General features: G+C 69.3%; 21 protein-coding genes and 1 tRNA gene. 18 read left to right on the forward strand and 4 right to left on the reverse strand.

What is annotated here, in order from left to right; all coding sequences use genetic code 11:
• Positions 1–128: 128 nt before the first annotated feature.
• Together GH681_RS15940 and GH681_RS15945 are read right to left on the reverse strand one after the other, a co-directional pair.
• Positions 129–800, reverse strand: a complete 672-nt coding sequence (locus GH681_RS15940; protein WP_153162581.1) for a DNA alkylation repair protein — start codon at positions 798–800, stop codon at positions 129–131.
• Between the two features lie 392 nt (positions 801–1192).
• Positions 1193–1277: transfer RNA gene (locus GH681_RS15945), tRNA-Leu, on the reverse strand.
• 221 nt (positions 1278–1498) lie between these two features.
• On the opposite strand from GH681_RS15945, the gene xdhC reads away from it, so the two are divergent.
• Positions 1499–2530: a xanthine dehydrogenase accessory protein XdhC gene (gene xdhC, locus GH681_RS15950; protein ID WP_194271255.1), complete on the forward strand. Its 1032-nt coding sequence runs from the start codon at positions 1499–1501 to the stop codon at positions 2528–2530.
• Complete coding sequence (gene guaD / locus GH681_RS15955; protein ID WP_228111937.1) at positions 2527–3849, forward strand: guanine deaminase; 1323 nt, start codon at positions 2527–2529, stop codon at positions 3847–3849. The genes xdhC and guaD overlap by 4 nt, the downstream gene beginning before the upstream one ends.
• Positions 3850–3855: 6 nt before the next feature.
• On the opposite strand, the gene GH681_RS15960 is transcribed toward guaD, so the two are convergent.
• Positions 3856–4233, reverse strand: a complete 378-nt coding sequence (locus tag GH681_RS15960; protein WP_153162490.1) for a DUF805 domain-containing protein — start codon at positions 4231–4233, stop codon at positions 3856–3858.
• Positions 4234–4382: 149 nt separating this feature from the next.
• Here GH681_RS15960 and GH681_RS15965 point away from each other — a divergent pair, with 149 nt between their 5' ends.
• A complete protein-coding gene (locus tag GH681_RS15965; protein WP_153162491.1) occupies positions 4383–5606 on the forward strand; it encodes an MFS transporter in 1224 nt (407 codons plus the stop codon).
• Here GH681_RS15965 and GH681_RS15970 read toward each other — a convergent pair.
• A complete protein-coding gene (locus tag GH681_RS15970; RefSeq protein WP_153162492.1) occupies positions 5603–6145 on the reverse strand; it encodes a hypothetical protein in 543 nt (180 codons plus the stop codon). The two genes, GH681_RS15965 and GH681_RS15970, sit on opposite strands and share 4 nt — an antisense overlap.
• A gap of 252 nt (positions 6146–6397) precedes the next feature.
• Between GH681_RS15970 and GH681_RS15975 the strand changes: the two genes are divergently transcribed.
• The 15 genes from GH681_RS15975 to GH681_RS16045 all read left to right on the forward strand — a co-directional run bounded on the left by GH681_RS15975 (position 6398) and on the right by GH681_RS16045 (position 22865).
• The gene (locus GH681_RS15975; RefSeq protein WP_153162493.1) at positions 6398–7774 is read left to right on the forward strand and encodes a diguanylate cyclase; all 1377 of its coding nucleotides are present in this window, start codon (positions 6398–6400) and stop codon (positions 7772–7774) included.
• Positions 7775–7830: 56 nt separating this feature from the next.
• The gene (locus tag GH681_RS15980; RefSeq protein ID WP_153162494.1) at positions 7831–9735 is read left to right on the forward strand and encodes a radical SAM protein; all 1905 of its coding nucleotides are present in this window, start codon (positions 7831–7833) and stop codon (positions 9733–9735) included.
• Between the two features lie 15 nt (positions 9736–9750).
• Complete coding sequence (locus tag GH681_RS15985; RefSeq protein WP_153162495.1) at positions 9751–10059, forward strand: hypothetical protein; 309 nt, start codon at positions 9751–9753, stop codon at positions 10057–10059.
• A gap of 812 nt (positions 10060–10871) precedes the next feature.
• Positions 10872–11534, forward strand: coding sequence for a sulfur transferase domain-containing protein (locus tag GH681_RS15990; protein WP_228111938.1), 663 nt, complete (start codon positions 10872–10874; stop codon positions 11532–11534).
• Positions 11531–13276 carry a lipid A export permease/ATP-binding protein MsbA gene (gene msbA / locus GH681_RS15995; protein ID WP_153162496.1) on the forward strand — a complete coding sequence of 582 codons (1746 nt, stop codon included), beginning with the start codon at positions 11531–11533 and terminating at the stop codon, positions 13274–13276. Before GH681_RS15990 ends, msbA begins: the two co-directional genes overlap by 4 nt.
• Positions 13277–13280: 4 nt before the next feature.
• Positions 13281–14315 (forward strand): polysialyltransferase family glycosyltransferase, encoded by a 1035-nt coding sequence (locus GH681_RS16000; protein ID WP_153162497.1) that lies wholly within the window; start codon positions 13281–13283, stop codon positions 14313–14315.
• Positions 14305–15165 carry a hypothetical protein gene (locus GH681_RS16005; protein WP_153162498.1) on the forward strand — a complete coding sequence of 287 codons (861 nt, stop codon included), beginning with the start codon at positions 14305–14307 and terminating at the stop codon, positions 15163–15165. Before GH681_RS16000 ends, GH681_RS16005 begins: the two co-directional genes overlap by 11 nt.
• Positions 15166–15174: 9 nt before the next feature.
• Positions 15175–15912, forward strand: coding sequence for a glycosyltransferase family 25 protein (locus GH681_RS16010; protein WP_153162499.1), 738 nt, complete (start codon positions 15175–15177; stop codon positions 15910–15912).
• A 14-nt stretch (positions 15913–15926) separates the two neighbouring features.
• A complete protein-coding gene (locus GH681_RS16015; RefSeq protein WP_153162500.1) occupies positions 15927–17207 on the forward strand; it encodes an O-antigen ligase in 1281 nt (426 codons plus the stop codon).
• A 28-nt stretch (positions 17208–17235) separates the two neighbouring features.
• The gene (locus tag GH681_RS16020; protein ID WP_153162501.1) at positions 17236–17916 is read left to right on the forward strand and encodes a putative nucleotide-diphospho-sugar transferase; all 681 of its coding nucleotides are present in this window, start codon (positions 17236–17238) and stop codon (positions 17914–17916) included.
• 139 nt (positions 17917–18055) lie between these two features.
• Positions 18056–18799 (forward strand): polysaccharide deacetylase family protein, encoded by a 744-nt coding sequence (locus GH681_RS16025; protein WP_153162502.1) that lies wholly within the window; start codon positions 18056–18058, stop codon positions 18797–18799.
• 133 nt (positions 18800–18932) lie between these two features.
• Positions 18933–19985: a lipopolysaccharide heptosyltransferase II gene (waaF, locus tag GH681_RS16030; RefSeq protein ID WP_153162503.1), complete on the forward strand. Its 1053-nt coding sequence runs from the start codon at positions 18933–18935 to the stop codon at positions 19983–19985.
• Entirely contained in the window at positions 19982–21064 is a 1083-nt protein-coding gene (locus GH681_RS16035; protein WP_153162504.1) for a glycosyltransferase family 4 protein, read from the forward strand. Before waaF ends, GH681_RS16035 begins: the two co-directional genes overlap by 4 nt.
• Positions 21061–22128, forward strand: a complete 1068-nt coding sequence (locus GH681_RS16040) for a glycosyltransferase (protein ID WP_153162505.1) — start codon at positions 21061–21063, stop codon at positions 22126–22128. Before GH681_RS16035 ends, GH681_RS16040 begins: the two co-directional genes overlap by 4 nt.
• Positions 22125–22865 (forward strand): polysaccharide deacetylase family protein, encoded by a 741-nt coding sequence (locus GH681_RS16045; RefSeq protein WP_153162506.1) that lies wholly within the window; start codon positions 22125–22127, stop codon positions 22863–22865. The genes GH681_RS16040 and GH681_RS16045 overlap by 4 nt, the downstream gene beginning before the upstream one ends.
• The last annotated feature ends 6 nt before the right edge of the window (positions 22866–22871 follow it).

The raw sequence follows: 22871 nt of genomic DNA on the forward strand, positions 1-22871 counted from the left end.
TGGTTTTAACCACAGAGAAACAAAGATTAATGCATCACAACACAGCGCACGCCTGCTGCGGCGCACCAAAGCGGAACGCAGAACCGGTGAGGAATGGACGCGGAGAAGGCGCGGAACCGCGCCCCGCGTCAGCCCGGCGGAAGGTGCTTGCCGGCCTCCCGCCGGGTGAGGGGCGACAGCACGCCGGCGTGACGGGCGAGGAAATCCCTCACCGCCGCCGGGTCGTGACGGGCGTAGTCGCGCAAGGCCCAGCCGATCGCCTTGCGGATGAAGAAATCCGGCTCCGGCGCCAGCCGCAGCGCGTAACCGAACAGCCGCGCCAGATCGGTGTCGCCGCGCCAGCCCAGCTGATGGAGCATCGCGATACGCCGCACCCATTTGTCCGGGTGCGCCACCGCCGCGTCCATCTGCCACGCTGCGTCGGCCGGCACTGGGCGCAGCACGTCGCCCACCACCCCAGCCAGCGCATCCACGGTGTCCCACCAGGCCTTGCCCCGGGCCAGCTCGATCACCGCCGGCATGTGGGCCGCATCCAGCACCCGCCACTGGCGGGCGAGCAGATCACTGCCCACGTACTGGCATTCGCGCTCCGGCTGCGCCCACAGGTCGGCCGCGATCGCGAAGAGCTCATCCGCCGGCCGCACCTCGCGGATGAACGGCCGCGTCAGCGCCCGCCGCACGGGCGTCTGAATGCCGAAGAACGCAAACTGACCACGCATGTAAGCCACCATCCCCTCAGCACGGGCGGAGTCGGCATGGGCGGCAAGCGCGGTGACGATGGACTGGGCGACGGGATGCATGGGCAAGAAGGCCGCGTTGGCAAATTGATCCACGAGCAGTAAAGGCGTCAATCCCGCGCCGCACATTGGTTTCGCACCTTCAGACGCGTCGGCGCGCAGAAGACGCGAAGCCTACCCTGCCTGAATCAAGCCAGAAAACCAAAGCGCTTCAAACCATCCCGCACCGCCCAGCTGGCACGCGGCTGCGCGGAAACGAGCCCTGAAGCACCCCCGAGTTCGGGTTTTCAGATTGGGGGCATCGGCTTCCAGATCGAGCGACATACCCCCAATGATGCCCCCGGGCATCGCCCGCTGGCAGCAGAAAGCTCGGAACACTACGGACGCAAAAAAGGCCGGAACCCTTGATTTTGCTGGGTTTGCCGGCCTGATTTGGACTGCTTTGGAACACCTAATGGTGCCTTGGGCGAGACTCGAACTCGCACGGCTTTCGCCACTACCCCCTCAAGATAGCGTGTCTACCAATTTCACCACCAAGGCACTGCAGCAACCTGTTTGACGAGGAGCGCAGAAGGGCATGGATTTTAGCTTAATCCTGAGCTTCGTCAAGGGGTGATTGCATGTCCCGGGCGGACGGCGCGCCGGCAGGGGTGGCCTGTGGTACCGTGGGAGACACGGCACGCCCGGATGCAGGGGCGGTTGTCCTGCCCCCGCCCGGCCTTGATGCGCGCCGCCCCTGCTCGTCCGGAGACCCCATCCGCATGATCGACTGGCTACCCGCTCTGGTCAGAACCCTCGCCGCCGGCGATTCTGCCGTGCTGCTCACGATCGTCCATACCGTCGGCTCCACGCCCCGCGAAGCCGGCACGACCATGCTGGTCACCCCGGGCGACAACCTGGGCAGCGTTGGCGGCGGGCAGCTGGAATGGCTCGCCACCAGCGCCGCCGATGCGCTGCTCGAAGTGGGCGGCCCACCCCGTCTGCTGCGCTTCACCCTCAGCCCGACCATGGGCCAGGCCTGTGGCGGCATCGTGTGGCTGGCGGCAGAGCGCATCGACACCGCCACGCAGCCCGAATGGCAGGTGCGTGCCTCGGCGGTCGAGGCCGGCATGGGCCTACGCCGCCGGCTCTCCGACACCGACGGCGCATCCGGCTGGACGCTGATCGACCCGCGGCTTGCGGGTAGCGGGCCGGATTTTGCCCACCTCACCACCCACGGCGAGCACTGGCGCTTCAGCCAGCAGCTGGGGGGCGATCCGTTTCCGGTCTATGTCTTCGGTGCTGGCCATGTGGGCTCGGCCGTGGTGCGCGCGCTCACGCCGCTGGGCACCCAGATCACCTGGGTGGATGGGCGGGCCGAGCTGTTCGAGGCGGCCGGCCCCCAGGCCGACAATGTCCGCCCGCTCGTCACCGACCAGCCCGCCACGCAGATCGCCACCGCCCCGCAGGGCGCCTACCTTCTGGTGATGACCCACAGCCACGCCCTCGACCTTGAACTCTGCGAGGCCGCCTGCCTGCGCGAGGACTTCGCCTTCCTGGGCCTCATCGGCTCCGAATCCAAACGGGAGGCCATCAGCCGACAGCTGGTCCATCGCGGGCTGCACCCGGAACGCCTCGACGACCTCACCTGCCCGATCGGCATCCCCGGCATCGAAGGCAAGCACCCGGCAGCCATCGCAGCATCGGTGGCGGCGCAGATCCTCCAGGTGCGCGAAACCCGCATGGCCATCGGCCACGCCACCCACCCCGGGCCCGACGTGCCGCCCCTGTCGTCGCTGCCGAGGCCCCAATGATGGCCGCGCAGCACGTCCTCGTCCGCGGGCAGATGCTCCACTTCCTGTCCGATCCGGGGCCGGAGGCCGACCCGGCCGCCTGGCAATATTTCGACGATGGCGGTCTGTGGATCGTCGATGGGCGCATCCAGGGCGCCGGGCCGTGGGACGCCATCGTCCCGGCCCTGCCGCCCGGCGTGCGCGAATCCGCCGCCTTCCACGACCACCGGGGCCGCCTCGTGCTGCCGGGCTTCGTGGACACCCACCTGCACTACGCCCAGGCCGGGATCATCGGCGCCTACGGCCGCCAGCTGCTCGACTGGCTGAACGAATACACCTTCCCCGCCGAGGCGCGGCTGGCCGATCTTTCCGAGGCCGAGCGGGCCGCCGCCTTCGTGGTGGAGCGTCTGCTCGCCCACGGCACCACGTCCGCGTCGGTGTTCGGCACCGTGCATGCCCACTCGGCCGACGCCTTCTTCGCCGTGGCCGAGGCGCACCGGCTGCGCCTGCTGTGCGGCAAGGTACTGATGGACCGCAACTGCCCCGACAACCTGCGCGACACCGCCGAATCGGGCATCCGTGACAGCCTCGACCTGATCGGCCGCTGGCACGGCCGCGGGCGCCTGCGCTACAGCCTCACGCCGCGGTTCGCGCCCACCTCGACGCCGGAACAACTGCGCCTCGCCGGCGAGCTCTTCGCAAGCGTGCCGGATCTGCACCTGCAGACCCATCTGGCCGAAAATCGCGCCGAGCTGGCCTGGGTGGCCGATCTTTTTCCGGATCAACGCAGCTATCTGGATGTTTACGCCCATTTCGGGCTTCTCGGCCCACGGGCGATCCACGCCCACTGCATCCACCTGGATGACGACGAACGCCGGGCGATGGCGGCCAGCGGCACCAGCGCGGCCTTCTGCCCCAGCTCGAACCTGTTCCTCGGCAGCGGCTTCTTCGATCACGCGGCCAGCCTCGACGCCGGCCTGCGGGTGGGCCTCGCCACCGACATCGGCGCCGGCACGGGCTTCAGCCTGCTCGCCACCCTGCGCGATGCCTACCACGTGAGCCAGACCTGCGGCACGCCGCTGGGGGCGCTCCGGGGCTTCTACCTCGCCACCCTGGGCGGGGCCCGCGCGCTTTACCTGGATGAATTCATCGGCAGCTTCACGCCGGGCCGCGAGGCGGACTTCGTCGTCCTCGACTGGGCCGCCACGCCGGAGCTCGCGTGGCGGATGGAACGCACCACCACGCTGGCCGAGCGCCTGTTCGCCCTGATGATCCTCGGCGACCAGCGCTGCGTGGTGGCCACCCACGTGCTGGGCGCGGTGGCCTGGCGACGGGGCTGACCCCCGTCAGGCGGGCAGCAGCACCGCTTCCTTCGGGTTGGGGCCGTATTCGTTGGTGCCCGGCTGGCTGTCCTTAACCATGAAGAACAGCATGATCAACGGGCCGACCAGCGGAATCAGCGTGATCAGCATCCACCAGCCCGACTTGCCGGTATCGTGCAGCCGACGCACCGACAGGGCGAGGCTCGGGACGAACACGACCAGGGTGTAGAGGCCCGACACCACGTCGGTCAGCCCGCCCTCCCTGCCGCCGACCAGCCCCGCCAGCATGCCCAGCCCCAGGGCGATCAGCAGGTTGAAGAGGGTGAACATCCAGTATTCCTTGCGCGGCGAACGCCCCTTGAACTCGGCGAACTTGCGGAAAGCCAGCAGATACCACTCCATCCTGTCACCTCATGCATGAAAACGGGCGGATTGCCCCTGAACGACGATAGCATGCGCCGCGCCGCCGGTGCTCGATCCGGGCGCGGCCAGCCCCTTCACAGCGGGCGGCAAGCAGACTACCTTCCGGGTTTGCCCGCCGCCTCGCCCCCATGCCGCCGTATCTCCGCGCCCTCGCCTCCCGCAACTACCGCATCTACTTCGCCGGCCAGCTGGTGTCCCTCGCCGGCACCTGGATGCAGCAGATCGCCATGGTGTGGCTGGCCTACCGGCTCACCGGATCGGCCTTCGTGCTGGGGGCGGTGGGCTTTGCCAGCCAGATCCCGATCCTCGTGCTGGGCGCCTTCGGCGGGGTGATGACCGACCGCTTCGACCGGCGCCGGCTGCTCCTCGTCACCCAGGCCCTGTCGATGGCCCAGGCGCTGCTGCTGGCGCTGCTGGCCTGGCAGAACGCCGCCACGCCGGCCCACCTCATCATGCTGGCCTTCGGGCTGGGCTGCATCAACGCGCTGGACGTGCCGGCCCGCCAGTCCATCGTGGTGCAGCTGGTGCATAGCCGCGACGACCTGCCCAACGCCATCGCCCTCAACTCATTCATGATGCACGCCACCCGCTTCGTCGGCCCGGCCCTGGCCGGCTGGGTGGTGGCCACCACCGGCGAGGCCCTGTGCTTCCTGCTCAATGCCGCATCGTATCTGGCGGTGCTGCTGGCCCTGCTGGCGATCCGCCTGCCGGCCGGCACCGGCACGCGTCCGTCCGCCCCGCCGCTGCAGGCCCTGAAGGAAGGCCTCGCCTACTGCACCGGCAACCGGGCGATCCGCTCGTCGCTGCTGCTGGTCGCCAGCCTGAGCCTGCTCGCCACGCCCTACGCGGTGCTGATGCCGCTGTTTGCGAAGGAGATCTTCGGCGGCGACGCCCGCCTGTTCGGCCTGCTGATGGGCTGCGCCGGCGCCGGGGCGCTGTCGGGCGCGGTGCTGCTGGCGAGTCGCACCGACACCGCCGGCCTCACCGCCCTGGTGGGGCGCGCCGCGCCGGCGGCCGGCGTGGCGCTGGCCGGTTTCGCGCTTTCCGGCAGCCTGTGGCTCAGCGTACCGATTCTGCTGGTGCTGGGCTTTTCGATCCTGCTGTGCGTGGCGGGCAGCAACACCCTGATCCAGACCGCCGTGAACAACGACTTCCGCGGCCGGGTGATGGCGCTGTTCACGATGGCCTTCCTGGGCCTCGCGCCCATCGGCAGCTTCGTCGTGGGCAGCGCCGCCCACGCCTTCGGGGTGCGCCCGACGCTGGTGGTGTGCGGGCTGGCGAGCTGCGTGGCCGGGCTCATCTACCGGCGCAGCCAGCGGGCCACTCAGGGGGCCGCCGAGGTGGCCACTTAGGCGGCCGCGTCGCCGCCCTTGGCCTCGCGCAGCTCATCCTCGTCGAGGAGCGAGGTGTCACCCTCATCCGGCAGCAGCGTCATCACGTTCGGGCCCCGCCAGGAGCCTGCCTCGCGCAGCACGGGCAGCTCCTTCAGCCCGGGCCGCACGTGTTCGAGCCAGAGCACCCCCATCAGGCAGGCGTCATGGGCTTCGCTGAGCAGATCGCGCAGGTTGCTCTCGCCACGCTCGACCAGCGCCCGCAGCCGCACCACGAAGGGCCGCAGCTGGGCCACGCTCAACATGTGGCCGCGGATCTCGTCGATGTCCACCTCGTCGTCGTTCTCGAAAACCAGCCGCTCGCGCTTGATGACCTCGGCCGCCTTCTGGATGAAGACTTCGTCGCGCGGGTAGAAGGGCGTGCCTTCGGGAAGTTCGGTCTCGTCGTAGTCGTCGAGGATCGCGAACTTTTCTTCGAGGATGGCCACTGCGCGCTCGATGGCCTGCAGATCGCTCTGGCTGAAGTCGAAGGTGGAACGGTAATCGTAGTCGTCGTTCATGGCGGGTTCCTGCAGGAAACGGGGGCATAGAACGCCGGAATTCTAGGCCGAAAATCGCCATTTGCATAATCCGGAATCCACCACCGACGCGGCAGGCCGCCATCCACGGGGCCGCGGGCAAGACCCCACAACGGCTAATCCGGAGCCCGCTCAGCCGTGCAACCACTCACGAACCGGCCACAAAGCCCCTTGCCGCCCTGTCGGCGCCCCGCTTATCGTCTAGTACCAACAACAATAATCCCGGGGAGCCCAATGCCTTCCACCTCCCGCCTGGCCGCACAGACCTGGCTACTCCTCAGCGAGAAAACCCCCGAGCGCATCCGGGCCGTCGTGGCCCGACTCATCCAGCAACACAAGACCACGCTCGCCACCACCTTCTACACCTTCATGCTCGACGATGCGGCGGCGCGGCCCTTCCTGTCCCTTGCCGCCGTCGAAGCCCGCCTCAAGCCCGGCCTGCAGCGCTGGATGGAGATGCTGTTCTGCCATTCGAGCCAGGAAGAGCTCACCGCCGCCCTGGCGATGCAGCGCCACGTGGGCGAAGTCCATGCCCGCGCCCAGATCCCGGTGGGGCTGGTGGCCAAGGGCCTGCGCCTGCTCAAGCACGACATCAACGCCCTGCTGATCGAGACATCCCTCCAGCGGATCGACCTCGTCCGCGCCGTGGTGTATGTGGATGCCCTGATCGACGTGGCCTTCGAGGAGATGAGTACCGCCTTCGTGATGTTCTCGGAGCGCGGCGCCCGCACCGACGAGGCCTTCCGCATGTCGGTGGCCGGACACGACCTGGCGCTGGAGCGGGAGAAGCAGTCGGTCGCGCTCCTCGAATGGGAAGCGCGCTTCTACCGCATGCTCGCCTCGGGCAACCTGGCCGAAGAGATGCCCAACCTGCAGGAATCCGAGTTCGGCCTGTGGCTGCACCACAAGGCGCCGATGCTCTTCGACGACTCCCGCGAGCTGCACCTCATCACCGAATGCGTCGAGCGGGTGGATGACGCCCTGTTCCCTCAGCTCGCCCTCGGCCGCGACCGGGACATGCAGTCCGACGCCAATCGCGACCTGGCCCGGGCGGTGCTCAGGCAGCTGGACGAGATCAAGTTCCTGCTGCGGGCGATGTTCGACCGGCTGGTGGATCTGGAAGTCGGCCGCGACGTGCTGACCCAGCTCTTCAACCGGCGCTTCCTGCCCTCGGTGCTCAAGCGCGAGATCACCCTGTCGCGCCAGCGCGGGCGCAGCTTCTGCGTGCTGATGCTCGACATCGACCACTTCAAGCGGGTCAATGACGCCCACGGCCACGAGGCCGGCGACCGGGTGCTCCAGCACGTGGCCAGCCAGATCGTGAACCTCGTGCGCAGCGGCGACTTCGTGTTCCGCTACGGGGGCGAGGAGTTCCTGGCGGTGGTGGCGGCGGTGGATCAGGAGCGCGCCCTCGCCGTCGCCGAGAAGATCCGCCAGCAGATCGAGGCGGCCGCCATCCCGCTCTCCGGCGGCCAGTCGGTACGCGTCACCACCAGCATCGGCATCGCCGAGGACAACGGCCACCCGGATTACCAGCGCCTCATCGAGCGCGCCGACAAGGCGCTCTACGCCGCCAAGGAAGGGGGGCGGAACCGCGTGGTGGTGGCCTGATATCATTCGGGCCTTCCCCCTTTTCGCGCCCCGCGGGCCTCGGGCCCGCCCCCGCCATGACCGAAAGCCCCGGCCTTCGCGTGCTGTCGCTCATCCCCCCGATGACGCAGCTCAACACGCCCTACCCGTCCACCGCCTACCTCACCGGCTTCCTGCGCGCGCGGGGCGTGGACGCGCGGCAGGACGACCTGGCCCTCAAGCTGGTGCTCGAACTCTTCTCCCCGGCCGGCCTCGACGCCCTGCGGGAGCGCACCCGGGCGATGCCCGCCAAGAAGCGCCCGCCCGCGCTGCAATCCTTCGACGCCCAGTTCGACCGCTACCTCGCCACCGTCGGCGCGGTGCTGGGCTTTCTGCAGGGGCGCGACCCGACCCTCGCCCACCGCATCGCCAGCCGCGCGTTTCTGCCCGAAGGCCCGCGCTTCGCGTCGCTGGACGCCTACTACGACCCGGACGGCGGCGATCCCCTCGCCTGGGCCTTCGGCGCCCTCGGCGTGCAAGATAAAGCCCGGCACCTGGCCACCCTCTACCTCAACGACCTCGCCGACGTGCTGCGCGAAGCCGCCGACCCGCGCTTCGAGTTCGTCCGTTACGCCGAATCCCTGGCGATGGCCCAGCCCACCTTCGCGCCCCTGGCCGCCGCGCTGGCCGCGCCGCCCACGCTGGTGGACGAAACCCTCGCCCGCCTCGCGCTGGATGCCGTCGCCCGCCACGCACCGCGCGTCGTGCTGCTGTCGGTGCCCTTCCCTGGCTCGGTGTACGCCGCCTTCCGCATCGCCCAGACCATCAAGGCCCACGACCCGTCCATCGTCACCGTGCTGGGCGGCGGCTTCGTGAATACCGAGCTGCGCGAGCTCACCGAACCCCGGGTGTTCGACTATTTCGACTTCGTCACCCTCGACGACGGCGAGCGCCCGCTGCTGGCGCTGCTCGAACACCTCGACGGCAAGCGCGGCAAGTCGCGGCTGGTGCGCACCTACGTGCGTGAAGACGGCCAGGTGCGCTACATCAACCTCGCCGAGCCCGACATCCCCTTCGCCGAGGTCGGCACGCCCACCTGGGACGGCCTGCCGCTGGATGGCTACCTGTCCATCCTCGACATGCTCAACCCCATGCACCGGCTGTGGTCCGACGGGCGCTGGAACAAGCTCACCGTGGCCCACGGCTGCTACTGGAAGAAGTGCAGCTTCTGCGACGTGAGCCTCGACTACATCGGCCGCTACGACGCCGCCAGCGCCGAAGTCCTCGTCGATCGCATCGAGGCCGTGGTGGCCGAAACCGGGCAGACCGGCTTCCACTTCGTGGACGAAGCCGCCCCGCCCAAGATGCTCAAGGCCCTGGCCGACGAGCTCGCCCGGCGCAAGCGCAGCATCAGCTGGTGGGGCAACATCCGCTTCGAGAAGTCCTTCACCCCGGAACTGTGCCAGCAGCTCGCCGACAGCGGCTGCATCGCCATCTCCGGCGGGCTGGAGGTCGCCTCCGACCGCCTGCTCACGCTGATGAAGAAAGGCGTCTCGGTGGATCAGGTGGCGCGCGTCACCAAGGGTTTCTCCGACGCCGGCATCCTGGTGCACGCCTACCTGATGTACGGCTTCCCCACTCAAACGGTGCAGGACACGGTGGACGCGCTGGAGTACGTCCGCCAGCTCTTCGACGCCGGCTGCATCCAGTCCGGCTTCTTCCACCGCTTCGTGTGCACCGTGCACTCGCCGGTGGGCCAGCACCCGGACGAATACGGCATCAAGCTCAAGCCCCTGCCGCCCATCAGCTTCGCCAAGAACGACGTGGGCTTCATCGACCCCACCGGCGTGGACCACGACGCCCTCGGCGTGGCCCTCAACAAGGCCCTCTACAACTACATGCACGGCATCGGCCTCGACGAGGACGTGCGTCGCTGGTTCGACACCAAGGTGCCCAAACCCCGCGTCCCCCGCAACTTCATCGCCCGCGCGCTGGGCTATTGATCCACTGCAATCGCCATGAAAATCAACCTCATCCCCCTCGGCACGCGCTTCGAATACGAAGGCGATATCTACACCAAGACCGGCCCGATGACCGCCGCCTCCGAGAAAGGCGGCCAGCGCATGATCCCGCGCTACGCGGTGCTGCGCCCCGTCGGCGAGATTCCGCCCGCGCCGCCCGCCGCCCCGGGCCGGCAGGTGGACGCCGACAAGGTCCGCGCCGCCTTCGATGCCTACCACGCCGTGGCCCTGCGCCTCGCCGACGACTTTGCCCGGCCGGAACTCGAAGCCGCCCGTCAGACCTTCCTGGCAACGCTCGACGCCTGAGGAAAGGCGCGGCGCACCCGAGCCGACCAGCCCCACGCCCATCCAGAGAAGATCGGCGCCCCGGCCCCCGACCGCCCTTGCCCTCGCCACCCCTGGCGAAGCCCTCGACACGACCGGCATGGCCGACTCGCCCCCCGCCCGGTGCTCCCGACCAGCCCGGAGCCCGTCGCGACCACCCCGGATCTCCTCGCGAGAAGCTCGGCGAGTGTCGTGCCCTGTCCCGGCGTCTCTCGCGAGCACCTCGCGGATAGACCACCCCTGTCCCGCCGACACACCCTGCCTGTCGGCGAGCTCCTCGCGAGGAGCAAAAAGCTGCTCGCGAGGAGCTCCGGGACAGGGGCCGCCTATCCGGAAGACAGACCCGAGCAGCCCGGAGACAGGCCCCGCCTATCCCGCAGGTCCAACCGAGGGCTTCCGCCATAGGCCCGACCACCTCGAAGGTAGGCCGGACTATCTCCGAGGTACTCGCGACCACCTCGCCGGTGGTCGGGCGCAGCGCGCCGGTGGTCACGAGCACCTGCCCGGGCGCGGCGACCACCGCAAACCCTCCCCGACGCCCTTCCAAGCTCGTCCGCAGCACCCGATGCATGGGCGCGCCGGGCCGGCCGTCCGGCGCGGCAGGCCCGACGGGGGTCAGCCCTTTTACCTTGCCTCCCTCCTGCCCGCCCCCCCTTGATGCGATAATCCGCCCTTTCCCACGATCGGCGTGCCGGCCTGCGGCTGCCGTTTGCGCTCATGCACGTTTTACTGCCGGACCATCCCGCCCGTCGCGCCGCCCCCATCGGCGCCGCCCTGCGCCCGAAGGCCGCCCGATGACGATGGACATCTCCAGCACCAGCGGCCGGGTTCGCGCCTGGTTCGACATGCACCTGGTGGACCACGGGGCGATCCGCGCCATCTACAACAACTTCTACGACCTGGGCGGCGGCATGTACCGCTCCAGCCAGCCCAGCCCGGCGCAGATCCGCAAGTACGCCCGCAAGTACGGCCTCAAGAGCATCATCAACCTGCGCGGCGCCCACGGCTACGGCTCCTACGCCCTCGAAAAGGAAGCCTGCGACGAGGCCGGCATCGCGCTCTACGACGTGAAGCTCTACTCCCGCACGCCGCCGGAGATCGAGGAAGTCCATGCCATGGACGAGCTCTTCAAGCAGATCGAATACCCGGCCCTGCTCCACTGCAAGTCCGGCGCCGACCGGGCCGGCCTGGGCGCCGCGCTGTACCGCATCCTGCACCTGGGCCATCCGGTCGAGAACGCCATGAGCGAGCTCGGCTGGAAATACGGCCACTTCAAGCAGGCCAAGACCGGCGTGCTGGATTTCTTCTTCGCCACCTACGTGGCCCGCAACGCCCAGTCGCCGATCAGCTTCCTCGAGTGGGTGGACACCGAATACAACCGGCTCGAACTGCACTCGCGCTTCCACGAGGAAGGCTGGGCCAGCCTGATCGTCGATAAGGTCCTGCACCGGGAATGAACGAATCCTTCCAGCTTTACCGCCGCCTGCTCGGCTCGGTGCGGCCCTACTCGCGGGTGGTGCTGCTGTCGATCCTGGCGATGGTCGCCGCGGCCTCCCTCGAGCCCGTGCTGCCGAGCCTGCTCAAGCCCCTGGTGGACGAGAGCCTCATCAAGAAGAGCCAGACCGCCCAGTGGCAGGTGCCGCTGTTCCTGATGCTCGCCTTCCTGGCCAAGGGCGTCGCCGAATACGCCGCCAACGTGTCGAGCCAGTGGATCGCCAACAAGGCCATCAACGACTTGCGCCAGCAGGTGTTCCGCCACCAGATGCACCTGCCGATCCCGGTGCACCAGGCCGAAGCCGGCGGGCGGATGCTGTCGCGCATCCTCTACGACATCCCCCAGGTGGGCGCGGCGCTGTCCAACGCGTGGATCATCGTGGTGCGCGACTCGCTGATCATCGTCGGCCTCACCGGCTACCTGATCTACACCGCCTGGGAGCTCACCCTCGTCATCGTCGCCATCGCGCCGATCGTGGCGTGGCTGATCCGCGTGGCGAGCCGCAAGCTGCGCGGCTCCAACCGCGAGATGCAGGAGACCGCCGGGCGCCTCACCGGCACGGTGGAAGAAACCCTCGGCGGGGTGCGCGAGATCAAGCTCTTCGGCACCCACGACCACGAGGACGCGCGCTTCGCCGACATCTCCGAAAAGCTCCGCAAGCAGACCATGCACACCGTGCGCGTGTCGGCGATCAACGTGCCGCTGGTGCAGGTGCTCGCCGCGGCGGCGGTGGCCACGGTGATCTGGACGGCCACGTCACTATCGGCCCAGGATAAGTTGAGCCCCGGCGAGTTCGTGTCCTTCGTCACCGCCATGTCGATGCTGTTCGAGCCGATCCGCCGCCTGACCAACATCAACGCAGTGATCCAGCGCGGCCTGGCCGGCGCCCAGAGCATCTTCGAGCTGCTCGACACGCCTGCCGAAGTCGACACCGCCACCGGCAGCTTCCCCCGCGCCACCGGCGCGCTGCGCTTCGAGCACATCAGCTTCCGCTACCCGGGCCAGACCGAATACGCCCTGCGCGACTTCGACCTGGACATCCCGCCCGGCCAGACCATCGCCCTGGTGGGCGCCTCCGGCAGCGGCAAGAGCACGCTCGTCAATCTGGTCGCCCGCTTCTACGACATCGACGAAGGCCGCATCCTGCTCGACGGCACGCCGCTGTCCAGCCTGCCGCTCGCCCACCTGCGCCAGCAGCTCGGCTGGGTCGGCCAGCAGGTGGTGCTGTTCGACGACAGCGTGGCCGCCAACATCGCCTACGGCCGGCCCGACGTGCCCGAGGCCGAGATCATCAAGGCCGCCCGCGCCGCCCACGCGATGGAGTTCATCGACAAGCTGCCCGACGGCCTCGCCACCCGCGTCGGCGCCAACGGCAGCCAGCTCTCCGGCGGCCAGCGCCAGCGCATCGCCATCGCCCGGGCCTTCCTGCGCGATTCACCGATCCTGCTGCTGGACGAAGCCACCTCGGCCCTCGACAACGAATCCGAACGCGCCGTGAAGGACGCGCTCATCGAGCTGCGCAAGAACCGCACCGTGATCGTCATCGCCCACCGCCTGTCCACCATCCGCGACGCCGACCGCATCGTGGTGATGGAGCGCGGGCGCATCGTCGAATCCGGTACCCACGACACCCTGGTCGCCGCTGGCGGCGCCTACGCCCGGCTGCTCGCCAGCGGCGAGGCCCACGACATTCCGGAGGCCTGAACCCATGAGCGATCGCGTCGCCCTCTACTTCGTCGCATCGCCGCTGCAGTATCTGGCGGCGCGGCGCATCGCCGAAAACTTCGAGCCCGGCGCCCGCCAGGTGCTGGTGTGCTACAAGCGGGGCGTCACCCCGATCATCAAGCAGACCGACTGGGACGCTGCCGGCTACATGCCCTGGCCCCGCTGGGAACCCCTGCCCGGCCCCTTCGGCCGCCTGCGCCGCCAGCGCGAGAACATCCGCCTGGTGGCCGATCTGGTCGGCCGCTGCAAGGTGCTGCACATCCACAGCGCGGTGTTCGACACCGAGGCGATCAACTACTTCCTGCGCGCCCTGCCGCCCCGCTGCGGCGCCAGCGAGATGCACGCCCGCATCCTGCCCGACGGCATCATCAGCATCCGCCGCTATCCGCTCACGCTCGCCAAGCGCTTCCTCCAGTACGTGCGCAAGCTGCGCCAGCTGGTGGCGCCCGAGCTCGATTACTGGTGCTTCTCGGGCGACCGCATCGGCTCCGACGCGCCCTTTTGCGACCGCGTCTACGTGCTGCCCGGCCTGCCCCACGAATACCCGCCCGCCAAGGCGGTGGTGCTGCCGCCGCTGGTCGAACCCGACCCGACCCGCGTTGTCGTCGACGGCGAACCCACCGCCCTGGTGATCGGCCAGCCCCTGGAAGGCGCCGGGCTGATGAAGGGCGCCGACCGGGACGCCGTCAGCGAGGAGATCCGCGCCTGGCTCGCCGGGCAGGGCATCACCCGCATCTTCTACAAGGGCCACCCGAAAGACCCGTCGCGGGAGCTCAACCAGCCGGATTACGAAGTGGTCAATCTGGACGAGCCGCTCGAAGTCCACCTCGCCCGCACGCCCTACAACGCCGTCGTCGGGGTGCGCTCCAGCGCCCTGCTGTTCGCCCGCCAGACTGCCCCGGCCAGCACGAAGGTGGTGGCCTTCGGCTGGGATCGGGTGCGCTTCAAGTCCGCCGACGAGAAGCGCCAGATGCTCGAAGCCTTCCGCACCACCGGGGTTGATGTCCATGGCGCCTGAGATCCGGCCGGCGCCCTTCACCCGGCCGGAACCCGTGCCCGCAGCCCGCCGGCCCTACCTGGTGTTCATGCGGGTCGGCGCCACTGACCTGCTGCCCGACTGGCTCGCCGCCGAGCCTCAGCGCAACTGGGATCTGTTCGTCAGCGGCTATCTCCCGAGGGAGCCTCACCCCGCCGCCATCGCCACCCACACGGGCGGCTACAACAAGCTCGAACACTTCCACCAGTGCGTGAAGTCCGGCGTCCTGGATTTGTCGGACTACCGCTACGTGCTACTGGCCGATGACGACCTGGCAGTCACCGGCGGCAGCATCTCGGATTTCTTCGAGACCACCGAGCGCCTGGGTCTCACCGTATCGCACCCGGCCCAGGACTGGTCCGGCTACTGGTCGCACCGCATCATGCTGCGCAACCCGCTGGCCGAATGGCGCGAGACCAATTTCGTCGAGGTGATGTGTCCGTGCTTCGAGACCGGCTTCCTGGCCCGCCACCTGGACGCCATCCCGATCACCCGCAGCACCTGGGGCAGCGACCACGCCTACTGCCACCTGGCCCACGCGGCCGGCGGCAAGGTCGGCATCGTCGACACTGCGGTGATCCGCCACACCAAGCCGATCCAGGCTAGCGGTGCCTTCTACCGCAAGCTCGCCGCCGACGGCATCGATCCAGGGGTGGAGCTCGAGACCGTCCTCGTCGATCTGCCCCCGGCCTATCGCGACCACCGGGTGCTCGGCATCCACGTGCGACGCGGCCCGCTGGCGCTCCTGCGCCAGGCAGCCGCCCACTTCACCGAAAAACACAAGCGCCGGATCATGAAGCTGTGTGGCCACCACCAGCGCCACGAAGACTGAAAACACACCATGAAGATATTCGTCGTCAATCTTGAGCGTGCCGCCGACCGTCGCGAGGCCATCCTCCGGCACCTGGGCGAACTCGGGCTCGAGGCGGAGATCCTCCCGGCCGTCGAAGGCGTCAAGGTCGATCGCGCCACCCTCGGCCCCGACGCCGAGCCGGGCCTCTCCAACGGCGAGGTGGGCTGTTACCTCAGCCACCTGCGCTTCTGGCAGATCGTCGTCGAGCGCCGCCTGCCCCACGCCATCGTCCTCGAGGACGACGTGGTGTGCAGCCCGTCGCTGATGCGCGTCGCCCGCGAAGCCGCCGCCCTGATGCCGCCCTTCGACGCGGTGCGCCTGTCCGCCCTCCAGCCGATCCGCGGGATTCCCGTCGCCACCCTGTCGGGCGGCGAGCAGCTCGTCCTGCCCACCAAGCACCCCAGCGGCACCCAGGGCTACATGGTCAGCCTCGAAGGCGCCCGCCGCCTGCTGGCCGCCATCCCGGTGCCAAAGAGCCCCATCGACGACACCCTCGACCGCTACTGGAAGTTCGGCCTCTGCGTGCCGGTGCTCTCCCCGAGCGTGGTCGTCGAAGATGCCAGCATCGCCAGCAGCATCGGCGCGCGCTTCGGCAGCAAGGGCGCAGACAGCGTCGCCCGCCGCCTGACCCGCCACTTCGCCCGGGTCGCCGAGGCCGAGCGGCGCAAGATCAGCGTGTTCCTGATGGCCCGCCGGCTGAAGGCGAAACTGCACGCCCGCGGCTAGCGCATTTCCCGGCGATGTCCTCCCGAAACACCCCGGCGGGCCTGCAGGCCCGCATTGCCGCCCACATCCCCGCCATCAACGGGTTGCTGTTCGCGAGCCTGTTCTTCTTCCTGCCGGCCCATGTGGCGCCGGCCTACTCGATCAGCGGGCTGATCCTGCTGCTGTCGCTGGTCGAAGGCCGCTTCGCCGAAAAATGGGCGCAGCTAAAGGGCGATCCGCTGTTCTGGATCTTCCAGGCCTTCTTCTGGATCACGCCTCTGTCGCTGCTGTGGACCGACGACCTGCAGGCCGGCCTGCGGATGGTCGGGCGCTACGCCTTCTTCCTGCTCTCCCCCCTTTACCTCACCATCGCCCGGCGCGAACTCGCCCCCCGCTGCATCGCCGCCTTCCTGGCCGGCTGCCTGATGGCCGAGACGCTGGCCTGGTACAACTGGCTGGAGATGAGCTTCTTCCCCGAGTGGCCCGACGGCATCCGCGTCCGGAAGGAAGCCACCGAGACCGCGCCCTTCGTCGATCACATCCTGTACGCCCCGATCCTCGCCTGGGCCGGCTATCTGGCGCTGCGCGAAGCCCTCGCCGCCACGGGCTGGCGACGCGCCGGCTTCGCCCTGCTCGCGGCCCTCACCACCGGCAACCTGATCTTCTCCACCGGCCGCACCGGCCAGCTGGTCTTCCTGGTCCTCGTCGCGCTGCTGATCTTCCAGCGCCTCGCCGGCCGCCACCCGCTGCGGGCAGCCCTGGCGGCGGTCAGCCTCACCGGCGGCCTCGCCGTGCTGGCCTACCACACCAGCGCCCCGATCGCCGCCCAGGTGGATGAGACCCTCAGCGAATTCGCCCGGCGCGACGACACCTTCGACACCGCCACCGCCCAGCGGCTGGGATTCCTCACCAACAGCCTGCGCCTCGCCGCCGAGAACCTCCTCACCGGGGTTGGCGCCGGGGATTTCTACCCCGCCTACGTGGACATCAACCAGCGCTACACGCCCGACTGGACCACCACCGACAACCCCCACAACCAGTATCTGTTCACCGTCACCACCACCGGCATCGGTGGCGGCCTGATCCTGCTCCTCACCTACTTCCCGCCCATCCTGTGGCGCCGCCAGCGCGACGCCCTCGCCCAGCACCGGGTGGCGCTGGTGGTGTTCATCGGCGTGTGCAGCCTCTTCGAGGATTACCTGTGGCGCTCCAACACCTCGCTGCTGTACGTGCTCTTCGCGGTGCTGCTGCTGGGCCGGCGCAGCCTCGGGCCGCCTGCGGACGGCCGACAAGCCGCGCCGATTCGGGCAGAATAGATCGCCTTCTCCATTCCGAACACCGACCATGAACATGGGCGCCGACGGCGAAATCCTCAACGACGCTCCGGGCGTACCCTTCCTCACCTGCGGCTTCTTCACCGACGGCTACGCCGCCGAAGCAGCCCAGCTGCGCGAATCCCTCGACCGCACCGGCACCCCGTACTTCCTCAAGCGCTTCGCCAGCCGGGGCTACTGGGAAGCCAACACGCGCATCAAGCCCGAGTTCCTGCTCGACTGCCTGCGCCGCTTTCCTGGCCGCGACGTGGTGTACCTCGACGCCGACTCGGTCGTCCGCTCGCCCCTCAAGCTGTTCTTCGATTTCGATGCCGACCTGGGCGTGTTCATCGCCCCCGCCGACGCGGGGATGACCCACCGCTACCTCACCGGCACGCTCTACCTGCGCAACACCCCGGCGATGCACGCCTTCGTCGAAGACTGGATCGCCGCCCAGGACGGCATGGTGCTGGGCGTCGATCAGGACAGCTTCACCACCGCCGTCGAGCGCCACCCCGAGCTGAAGGTCGGCGCGCTGCCCGAGAGCTACGTGAAGATCTTCGACCGCGGCAGCGAAACCCCGGTGGTCGAGCACTTCCAGGCCAGCCGCCAGCGGGTCAAGCTCCAGCGCACCATGAAAAAGACTCGCAACGTGGTGCTGGGTGTCGTTTTCGTTGCGGCGCTGGCCTGGCTGATCACGACCTGGCTGTAGGCCCGCGCCTGCCGGCGCAGCCCATTGATAGAAAGTGTTAATTCAATGAGCCGGTCGTGACATTTCCCTGCACGGCACGGAACATGCCGAAACAAAATTCCGGCATGATTCGTGCCCGGGCGTGAAATCCCTATCCAGAATGAGCCGAGTCCACATCCTGATGTATCACCAGGTTGGTGATTTTCCGACGCGCATGCCCAGTCATCGGGGGCAGTATTGCCATCGTCCGCGCTTTACCGCGCAGATGAGCATGCTCAAGCGCTTCGGCTATTCGGTGGTAAGCATGGACGACGCCGTGGCCGGCCTGCGTGGCGAGGCCACCCTGCCCGCCCGCGCGGTGGTGCTCACCTTCGACGACGGCTACGTGGATTTCCTCGAATGCGCCGCGCCGGTGCTCAAGGATTTCGGCTATCCGGCCACCGTCTATGCCGTTGCGGGGCTGCTCGGCCAGGCCTCGTCGTGGGTCGAGCCCGAAGGCCTGCGCCCCGCCGCGCTGATGAACGCCGCCCAGCTGCGTGAAGTGCAGTCCATGGGTTTCACCATCGGCTCCCACTCGGTCAGCCACCCCCGCCTCGCCCAGGTCGACACCCAGCGCATCGCCGAAGAGATGACGATCAGCAAGCGCATGCTCGAAGACGCCCTCGGCAAGCGGGTCGACCACTTCTGCTACCCCTACGGCAGCCACGACATTCGCGCGGTGCACGCCGCCGCCGAGGCCGGCTACGTCACCGGCACCACCTGCCTGCGGGCCGTCGCCACCCCGGCCGACGATCTGTTGACGCTGCCGCGCAAGCCGGTTTCCCAGGGCAACACCGCCCTCGGCGTGCTCTGGAAGCTCGTCGCCAGGAACTCCCCGCGACACCCGCCGATCCGCCGCACCTAGCCACCCGCGGGCGAAAGCGGCACGACTTGCGGCACAATAGCGGTCTTTGCGCCGCCCGGTTTTTGCCCATGACGTTCCGCCTCCGCTCCCAGCCCCGCCGCCCGGCCGCCCACGGCCGCGCCGGAGTCTCCGCGTGAAGCGCATCCTCATCGTCCGCAGCTCGGCCATCGGCGACGTGGTCTTCGCCTCGGCCCTGCCCGCCGCCATCAAGCGCGCCTACCCGGACGCCCATGTGGCCTGGCTGGTCGAGCCCGGCATCCACGAGCTCCTCCTCACCGATCCGGCCATCGACGAGGTCATCACCTGGAGCAAGGCCGAGTGGGTCAAGCTCTGGAAGGGCGGGCAGAAGCTTGAGCTCGCCCGCCGCGTGCTGGCCCTGCGGCGCGAGCTCCACGCCCGCAATTTCGACGTGGCGCTGGATCTGCAAGGCCTGCTCAAGAGCGGCTTCATCACCTGGCTCTCGGGCGCGAAACGCCGCGTCGGCCTCGGCTCGAAGGAAGGCAGCCAGCTGCTGATGACCGAGGTCATCCCCCGCGGCGGCGACATCCACCGCATCGGCTCCGAATACCAGTTCCTCGCCCAGCACCTGGGCGCGGACGCCGGCGACTTCCTGCCCACGCTCCACGTCGCCCCGGCGGCGGATGCGAGCGTGCAGGCCAAGCTCGCCACCCACGGGCTCACCACCGGCCGCTACGCAGTGTTCGCCCCCTTCACCACCCGCCCGCAAAAGCACTGGTTCGAGGACGCCTGGCAGGCGCTGGCGCCCCAGCTCATCGCCGCCACCGGCCTCACCCCGGTGATCCTCGGCGGCCCGGCCGATGCCGACGCCGCGGCCCGCATCGCCGCGGCCGACCCGCGCATCGTCAATCTCGCCGGCCAGACCCGCCTGCCCGAGGCCGTCGCCGTCATCGCCCGTTCGGCGCTGGTGATCGGCGTCGACACCGGACTCACCCACATGGGCACCGCGCTGGCCCGGCCCACGGTGGCGATCTTCGGCTCCACCTGCCCCTACCTTGATACCGGCCGGCCCACCGGCAGCGTGATCTGGCTGGGACTGGAATGCTCGCCGTGCAAGCGCCGGCCCACCTGCGGCGGCAAGTTCACCTGCCTGCGCGACATCACCCCGGCGATGGTCATCGAACGCGCCCAGGCCATGCTTGCCATCCAGGACGGAGGCGCGCGATGAAGATCCTCCACGTGGAAGCCGGCAAGTTTCTGTACGGCGGCGCGCGTCAGGTGCAGTACATTGTCGAGGGCCTCGCCGCCCGCGGCATCGACAACCTGCTCGCGTGCCCCACCGGCAGCGACTCCGCCCGCCAGCAGCCCGCCGGCGTGCGCGTGGTGCCCATGAAGATGGGCGGCGACGGCGATCCGGGCATGGTGCTGCGCCTGGCCAGCCTGATCCGCACCGAAAAGCCCGACCTCGTGCACCTTCACAGCCGCCGCGGCGCCGACACCTGGGGCGGCCTCGCCGCAAAGCTCGCCGGCGTGCCCTGCGTGCTGTCGCGACGGGTGGACAACCCGGAATCCCGCCTCGCGGTGGCGATCAAGTACCGGCTGTACGACCACGTCATCACCATCTCGGAGGGCATCCGCCAGGTGCTGCTGTCCGAAGGCCTCGCGCCGGGCAAAGTCACCTGCGTGCGCAGCGCCGTGGACGCCACGCCCTACCTCGCACCGGTCGATGCCGCCGCCTTCCGCGCCGAGTTCGGCCTGCCCGCCGACGCCCTCGTGGCCGGCGTGGTGGCGCAGATGATCCCGCGCAAGGGCCACCGCTACCTGCTCTCCGTGCTGCCGGCCCTGCTCGAAAAGCACCCGAAGCTGGTCGTGCTGATCTTCGGCCAGGGCCCGCTGGAGGCCGAGCTGCGCGCCGAAGTCGCCAGCCGCGGGCTCGACGCCGCGGTACGCTTCGCCGGCTTCCGCCACGATCTGCCGCGCTGGCTGGGCGGGCTCGACCTGCTGGTGCATCCGGCCGACATGGAAGGGCTGGGCGTGTCGCTGCTGCAGGCCTCGGCCGCCGCCGTGCCCATCGTCACCACCCACGCCGGCGGGCTGCCGGAGGCCGTGCAGGATGGCGTCACCGGCCTGCTGATTGAGCCCGGCAACGAAGCTCAGCTCGCCGCCGCCATCGACCGCCTCGCCGCCGACCCGGCCCTCCGCGCGCGCTTCGGCGCCGCCGGCCGGGCGCGCATCCTGGCCGAGTTTTCCATCGACGCGATGGTGGCCGGCAACCTTGCCGTCTATCGCCAGGTGCTCCAGCCATGAAGATCATCACCGTGCTGCACAGCCTGCGCAGCGGCGGCGCCGAGCGCCACGCCCTGCAGCTGATGCGCGGCCTGCGGGCGCGGGGCCACGAGGCGCTGTTCGCCGGCTCGATGAACGGCTGGCTCGGCCAGCAGCTCACCGCCGACGGCTTTGGCGGCATCAACCTGCCAATGGTGGGCATCTACGATCTGCCGTCAGTCATCCGCCTGGCGCTGTATGCCCGCCGCGAAAAGGCCGACCTGATCCACGGCCACCTCACCCGCGGGGCGCTGTACACCGGGTTTGCCGCGAAGCTGGCGGGCGTGCCCAACGTGGCCACCGCCCACTCCGACAACGCCGGCAAGCACTTCGGCCGGGCCGACCGGATCATCGCCGTATCGGGCGCCGTGGCGCGCTTTCTTGAGCGCGAGGGCTACGACCCGGCGCGCATCCGGGTCGTCCATCACGGCATCGCCGACATCGCCGCCAGGCTGCCCGCCAACGTGCGCCACGCAACCCGAGCGGCGCTGGGCCTCGCCGACGACGTGCCGTGCCTGCTGATGGCCGCCCGCATCGTCACCGCCAAGGGCCACGACACGGCCCTGAAGGCGCTGGCCCGCATCAAGGATCAGCGCTGGACGCTGCTCCTCGCCGGCGACCACCACGGCGATCTGGGCCCACAGATCCAGGCCCTCGCGACCGAACTCGGCATTGCCGACCGGGTCCGCTTCCTCGGCCTGCGCGAAGACGTGCCGGCCCTGCTGGCGGCTGCCGACATGCTGCTGGCGCCGTCGCGGCGGGAGGCCCTGTCCCTGACCCTGCTGGAAGCCTCGGCCTGCGCCCTGCCCATCGTCGCCAGTACCGTCGGCGGCATCGGCGAGGTGGTCGAGCACGGCGCGAGCGGCCTGCTGGTGCCGCCGGACGACGTGCCGGCCCTCGCCGACGCCATCGCCCAGTTGCTGGCCGACCCCGAGCGGCGTTCCGCCCTGGGCGCCCGGGCCCGCCAGCGCTTCGAATCCGGCTTCACGGAGAATGCGATGTTCGACGGAACCCTGGCGGCCTACCGCGAGGCCTGCAGCCGATGATCCAGATCCTCATGTACCACCGGGTCGGGCACTTTCCCGGCCGGGTGAAGGCCCACGGCGCGCTGTACTGCCACCTGCCGCGCTTCCGCGCCCAGATGACGCTGTTCCGGGTGCTCGGCTATACCGTCATCAGCCTCGACGACGCGGTGGCCGGCCTGCGCGGCGACAAGGCGCTGCCGCCGCGCCCGCTGGTGCTCACCTTCGACGACGCCTACGTGGATTTCCTCGAGAACGCCGCGCCGGTGCTCAAGGCCCACGGCTATCCGGCCACGGTGTATGCGGTGAGCAGCCTGATCGGTAGCACGTCGTTGTGGGATGCGGGCGTCGGCCCCGAGCCGGCGCCGCTGATGGACGCCGCGCAGCTGCGCGAGGTGCGGGACATGGGCTTCACCATCGGCTCCCACTCCAAGAGCCACCTGCGCCTCGCCCAGCAGGACGAGGCCTGCATCGCCCGCGAGATGACCGACAGCAAGTCGGCGCTCGAAGACCTGCTGGGCCAGCGCGTGGATCACTTCTGCTACCCCTACGGTAGCCACGACCTGCGCAGCATGGAAGCCGCCGCCGCGGCCGGTTACCTCTCCGGCACCACCTGCGAGCGGGCGGCCGCCATCCCGTCGAACGACCTGCTGGCCCTGCCGCGCAAGGCGGTCTCGCGGGGCGACGACGTGTTCGGCGTGGCCTGGAAGCTGCTCACCAAGAACGCCCCCAAGCGCCCACTGCTGCACCGCGCCGGCTGAGGACGC

This window comes from Zoogloea sp. 1C4 (assembly GCF_009469605.1).
In the GTDB taxonomy this organism is placed as follows: domain Bacteria; phylum Pseudomonadota; class Gammaproteobacteria; order Burkholderiales; family Rhodocyclaceae; genus Zoogloea; species Zoogloea oryzae.

Coding starts and splice junctions, on each gene's coding strand:
- GH681_RS15980 (WP_153162494.1), top strand. CDS start 7,831: ATGACCGAAAGCCCCGGCCTTCGCGTGCTGTCGCTCATCCCCCCGATG.
- GH681_RS16020 (WP_153162501.1), top strand. CDS start 17,236: ATGAACATGGGCGCCGACGGCGAAATCCTCAACGACGCTCCGGGCGTA.
- GH681_RS16025 (WP_153162502.1), top strand. CDS start 18,056: ATGAGCCGAGTCCACATCCTGATGTATCACCAGGTTGGTGATTTTCCG.
- GH681_RS15990 (WP_228111938.1), top strand. CDS start 10,872: ATGACGATGGACATCTCCAGCACCAGCGGCCGGGTTCGCGCCTGGTTC.
- GH681_RS15975 (WP_153162493.1), top strand. CDS start 6,398: ATGCCTTCCACCTCCCGCCTGGCCGCACAGACCTGGCTACTCCTCAGC.
- msbA (WP_153162496.1), top strand. CDS start 11,531: ATGAACGAATCCTTCCAGCTTTACCGCCGCCTGCTCGGCTCGGTGCGG.
- GH681_RS15985 (WP_153162495.1), top strand. CDS start 9,751: ATGAAAATCAACCTCATCCCCCTCGGCACGCGCTTCGAATACGAAGGC.
- xdhC (WP_194271255.1), top strand. CDS start 1,499: ATGATCGACTGGCTACCCGCTCTGGTCAGAACCCTCGCCGCCGGCGAT.
- GH681_RS16000 (WP_153162497.1), top strand. CDS start 13,281: ATGAGCGATCGCGTCGCCCTCTACTTCGTCGCATCGCCGCTGCAGTAT.
- GH681_RS16010 (WP_153162499.1), top strand. CDS start 15,175: ATGAAGATATTCGTCGTCAATCTTGAGCGTGCCGCCGACCGTCGCGAG.
- GH681_RS16035 (WP_153162504.1), top strand. CDS start 19,982: ATGAAGATCCTCCACGTGGAAGCCGGCAAGTTTCTGTACGGCGGCGCG.
- GH681_RS16005 (WP_153162498.1), top strand. CDS start 14,305: ATGGCGCCTGAGATCCGGCCGGCGCCCTTCACCCGGCCGGAACCCGTG.
- GH681_RS15965 (WP_153162491.1), top strand. CDS start 4,383: ATGCCGCCGTATCTCCGCGCCCTCGCCTCCCGCAACTACCGCATCTAC.
- GH681_RS16040 (WP_153162505.1), top strand. CDS start 21,061: ATGAAGATCATCACCGTGCTGCACAGCCTGCGCAGCGGCGGCGCCGAG.
- GH681_RS15970 (WP_153162492.1), bottom strand. CDS start 6,145: ATGAACGACGACTACGATTACCGTTCCACCTTCGACTTCAGCCAGAGC.
- GH681_RS15960 (WP_153162490.1), bottom strand. CDS start 4,233: ATGGAGTGGTATCTGCTGGCTTTCCGCAAGTTCGCCGAGTTCAAGGGG.
- GH681_RS15940 (WP_153162581.1), bottom strand. CDS start 800: ATGCATCCCGTCGCCCAGTCCATCGTCACCGCGCTTGCCGCCCATGCC.
- guaD (WP_228111937.1), top strand. CDS start 2,527: ATGATGGCCGCGCAGCACGTCCTCGTCCGCGGGCAGATGCTCCACTTC.
- GH681_RS16045 (WP_153162506.1), top strand. CDS start 22,125: ATGATCCAGATCCTCATGTACCACCGGGTCGGGCACTTTCCCGGCCGG.
- GH681_RS16015 (WP_153162500.1), top strand. CDS start 15,927: ATGTCCTCCCGAAACACCCCGGCGGGCCTGCAGGCCCGCATTGCCGCC.